Below are 4,473 nucleotides of genomic sequence, written 5' to 3'. Positions count from 1 at the left end.
ATTCGGCGGTGATCAACACCGCCTGCGAGTGCGGATAGGGGTGGATCCAGTAGCGCGGGGCGGTCCGGTACTCGGTCGCCACACCGGTGTCGAGCGACCTGGTCAGGGGGTGGAAGGGGTCGGCTTGCCCGGTGAGATCGTCGATGGCAACCTGCACGTCCAGGTAGGACCGGCACTCCGAGATGTCCGCCGGGTCGGTCAGGGCCCGGGTCTCGCGCCCGGGCCAGTTCGGCGGCAGCGCCGTTGGCGGTGAACAGCATCCGCATCTCGAGGCCGGTCGGGTACACCCTGATTACGGTCAGGTGCAGCGTCATGCCCGGAAGAGGAGTCAGAACTCGGGGCCGTGAACCTGCACGCTCCCGGTCGTCAGGGCCGACACCGCCGGCCACCGCAGCCGCCACATACCCCGATGATCCACAGGTTGCGGGTCCACGGCCACCACATCAGATTCCCCGGCCCCGGAACCTCAGTCCACCACATATTCCGACGGCTTCGGGATTTGTCGATAGCGCTGCCGATCGTCGGTCTCGGCCACTAGCGTCGATCAGTGGTGCGCCACCTGATGTGGGATGTGCGGTGACCGCGGGAGAGCCTGCGGTCACCGAGACCGGTGTGCTGACCGCCGCCGATTCTGAATGGGAGTGCGCGTGTGCGCGGTTCGCGGTGATCGCCCCGTTGGCCCTGATGGATGCGATCGGGCACGCGGCGGCCGATGAGGCGGCGGCGCGGCTGGGTGTGTCGCGGCGGCAGGTGTACGCACTGGTGCATCGGCTGCGAACCGGTTCGGGCACGGTCACCGATCTGCTCCCTGGCCGCTCATCCGGGGGCCGCGGTGCGCGGCGTCTGCCCGAGGAGGTGGACGAGGTGATCGCCGACCACCTGACGAGGATGTACCTCAAACGCCAAAAGCCTGCCGTGGCAGTGGTATATCGGGCCATCGTGGGCGTCTGCGTGCACCGGCAGCTGCCGGTGCCGGCCCGCAACACGGTGGCGGCGCGGATTGCCGCCCTGCACCCCGGGGCGGTCGCCCGGAAGCGGGAAGGCACCGACTCCCCCGCCGCGCGCAGCCGGCGGTCCGCTGGCGGCACCGCCCCGGGCATCGGTGAGCCGCTCGAGCAGGTGCAGATCGATCACACCGTGGTCGATGTGATGGTGGTCGACGAACGCGACCGGCAACCCATCGGACGTCCCTACCTGACGGTCGCGATCGACGTGTTCAGCCGTTGTGTGCTGGGTTTCGTCCTCACCCTCGAGCCGCCATCCGCGGTATCGGTGGGACTGTGCCTCGGGCAGGTGTGTTGCGACAAACGCCCCTGGCTCGACAACATCGGCGTCGGCGAGCAGATGACATGGCCGATGAGCGGAAAACCGCGCCACTTGTACGTCGACAACGCGGCCGAGTTCCACAGCGAAGCGCTGCACCGTGGCTGCCAGCAGCACGGCATCGACCCCAACTACCGGCCACTCGGCCGACCGCACTACGGCGGCATCGTCGAACGCCTCATCGGCACCGCCATGACCCGCGTTCACGAGCTTCCCGGCACCACCTTCTCCAATCCCACTGCCCGCGGCAGCTACGACCCCGAACAGACCGCGGTCCTGACCCTGTCAGAGCTGGAACGCTGGCTGGCGCTCGCTGTCGGGTCGTATCACGGCACCGTTCACTCCGGGCTGCGGCAGACCCCCGCCGGGCGGTGGGCGGACGGCATCTCCGCCCTGCCCACTCCCCCACCGATAGCGGCGAATCGGGCCGTGTTCCTGATCGACTTCCTGCCGGTGCTCCGGCGCCGACTGACCCGCACCGGATTCGTCGTCGACCACATCCACTACTTTTCGACCGCCCTCAAACCGTGGATCGCGCGCCGCGAGCAGCTGGGCAAGTTCGTCCTGCGGCGCGATCCCCGCGATCTCAGCCGCATCTGGGTGCTCGACCCGGGCGGCACCACCTATCTGGAGGTGCCCTACCGCACCCTGTCCCGCCCTCCGATCACCCTGTGGGAACAACGTGCCGCGCTCACCCGCCTGCGCGAGCGGGGCCGCACCGAAGTCGACGAGGCGGCGCTGTTCCAGATGCTCGACACGATGCGCGAGATCACCAGCACCGCACGCAAAGCCACCCGCACAGCTCGCCGCAACACCGAACGCCGCCGCCACCTGCGCCCACCCGAACCCGCCAACCGGGTGCAGCCGCCACCGGACCCGGCGCTCACCGCGGGAGACGACGCTCCGGTGGCAGTGTTCGACGACATCGAGGAATGGTGAAAATGGTCGACACCCCGGCGCCGGAAGATCTCGACCACCTGCATGCGCCGATCCGTCCGATCGCCGCCTTGCCCGATCACGAGCGGATCCGGCACATTCGCGCCGAGCGGTGGATCGGCTATCCCCGCGCCCGCGCGGCCGTGAAGCAACTCGACACCCTGCTGAACTGGCCCGCCCGGCAACGGATGCCGAACCTGCTCATCATCGGGCCGACCAACAACGGCAAGTCGATGATCGTCGAGAAGTTCCGCCGCCGGTATCCGCCGGTCAGCGGCGACGACGCCGAACAGATCCCCGTTCTGTGTGTGCAGATGCCCTCGGACCCCTCGATCAGCCGTTTCTACCTCGCGGTGCTCGCCGCTCTCGGTGCCCCGCTGCGCCCGCACCGGCGGATCGCCGAACTCGAACAGCTCACCCTTACGTTGCTGCGCCGTACCGGGGTGCGGCTGCTGGTAATCGACGAGATCCACAACATCCTCGCCGGCCGCGACAACGTCCGCCGCGAATTCCTGAACCTGCTGCGCTACCTCGGCAATGAACTGAAAATCCCCCTCGTTGGCGTCGGCACCCGGGACGCCTATTTGGCGATCCGCACCGACGACCAACTCGAGAACCGATTCCTGCCGATCTCCCTGCCGCTGTGGGGCGACGACTCGGACACGCGGTCCCTGCTGGCCAGTTTCGCCGCCAGCTATCCGCTGCGCGCCCGCTCGCATCTGAGCGGCGACGAGATGACCGGATACCTGCTGGCCCGCTGCGAGGGCACCATCGGTGAGCTTGCCATGTTGCTGACCGCGGCCGCCGTCGCCGCCGTGGAAACCGGGGAGGAAGCGATCAACCGGCGCGCGCTGACCGTCGCCGCCTACATCGGTCCGAGCGAACGCCGCCGCCAGTTCGAACGCGAACTGCTGTGACCCGCACGGGGAAATGGCCCCTGCACCCACCACCCCGGGCCGGGGAAGCGCTCTCGTCCTGGTTGTACCGGATTGCGCATCTGTATGCGCTGAGCATCGGCGAACTCCTCGAACACGACCTCAGCCACCGGACCGTGACCGCGCGAGAACTCGACGACGACCCTCCACCGGCCTTGCTCGACACCATTGCCGCCCGCAGCGGCGTCCCCATGGATCGGCTGCGCCCGATGAGCCTGGCCGGATGGGCGCCGTGGCTGCTCGACAACCCCGACCCGGGCCGCTGTTCGTTTCCCACCTACGTCCATCAACTCTCGATCCTGCTCCCCACCGATCGGCGCGATCCGGCCGTCCGCGCCCCCGCCTCTGCGCGGTGGCGGCCTTGGGTGAGCGCGAACCGGATTACCCGCGCCTGCCCGGACTGCGTCGCGCCGTCCGGGCCGTGTTCGATCCCCCTGATCGGGCAGCTGCCGCTGACCCTCGGGTGTCCCGCCCACCGCCGACGACTCGAATCCTGCGCCGCGCTCCCGCACCTACTGGTGCGCTGGGAGGCCGACGAACCAGACCTCCGGACGACCACCGGCCCCGAGGCCGCCCTGGACGCGCTCACCGCCCAGGCGCTGGACGTCGGCACCGTCCCCCTGCCGCGGCGGGCGGTGCATGCCGGGGTCTGGTTCCGCATGCTGCGCACTCTGCTCGACGAGCTGTGCACCCCGTTCCGTGCCGCCGGGCCCGGCGCCGATGACCTGCGCCGCATCTGGACCATCGTCGGCCGCAGGCCCCCACGGGCGTTGACCACCACCTTCGAAGATCTGGACTGGCCGGCGCAGGCGGACCTGCTCGCCGCGGCCGCCGTCGCGATCGACCTGCTCGGCGCCGGAACGATCACCGCGCGAGGTACCCACGGGCCCCTGCTGTGCCCATGGCCGGCGACGACCGTCTTCGGTGGCCGGCTCACCCGCCGCCCGTCACCGCCCCGCTCGGTGCACCCGGTGTCCGGCGACGAGACCGCAACGCTGTGGGCGCGCGTGCACTCGAGCATGGAAGCGGCGATCGCGGCGGCCCGGCAGGACCCTGCGGCCGCCGAGACGCTGTTCGCGCTCGCCCGCAACGGATGTCGCACCGAGGCTGCGGTGCTGCGGTTGCGTACGGCGTTCGCCCAGCACGGCATTGCACTCCCTGTTCCCGACACCACCCCGGCCCAGCCGGAAAACGCGCAGTCGCCGGGTTAGATTGGCGCCATGAGATCCGCGTCCGCGCACGTCCGCCGCAGTCCCTGCCGCACCGCACACGACGTGCA

3 protein-coding genes are annotated in these 4,473 nt (G+C 69.8%); all 3 read left to right on the top strand.

Annotated features, from left to right (window positions below; translation table 11 throughout):
• The first annotated feature begins 576 nt into the window (after nucleotides 1–576).
• From WAW17_RS10185 to WAW17_RS10175, 3 genes are read left to right on the top strand one after another with little or no spacing between them, the layout of a single operon-like run.
• A complete protein-coding gene (locus WAW17_RS10185) occupies nucleotides 577–2,262 on the top strand; it encodes a Mu transposase C-terminal domain-containing protein (protein WP_422332864.1) in 1,686 nt (561 codons plus the stop codon).
• 2 nt (nucleotides 2,263–2,264) lie between these two features.
• On the top strand, nucleotides 2,265–3,176 hold the full coding sequence (locus WAW17_RS10180) for a TniB family NTP-binding protein (protein ID WP_422332863.1): 912 nt from the start codon (nucleotides 2,265–2,267) through the stop codon (nucleotides 3,174–3,176).
• The gene (locus WAW17_RS10175; protein WP_422332862.1) at nucleotides 3,173–4,405 is read left to right on the top strand and encodes a TniQ family protein; all 1,233 of its coding nucleotides are present in this window, start codon (nucleotides 3,173–3,175) and stop codon (nucleotides 4,403–4,405) included. Before WAW17_RS10180 ends, WAW17_RS10175 begins: the two co-directional genes overlap by 4 nt.
• Nucleotides 4,406–4,473: the final 68 nt, after the last annotated feature.

The organism is Rhodococcus sp. (in: high G+C Gram-positive bacteria) (assembly GCF_049286785.1).
GTDB lineage: Bacteria > Actinomycetota > Actinomycetes > Mycobacteriales > Mycobacteriaceae > Rhodococcus_F.
Note: the sequence above shows the minus strand (reverse complement) of the source record. Positions and strands in the feature narration are given on the sequence as shown.

Bases quoted from the DNA above. Each gene is read 5' to 3' on its own strand.
- WAW17_RS10180 (WP_422332863.1), top strand. From the start codon at position 2,265: ATGGTCGACACCCCGGCGCCGGAAGATCTCGACCACCTGCATGCGCCG.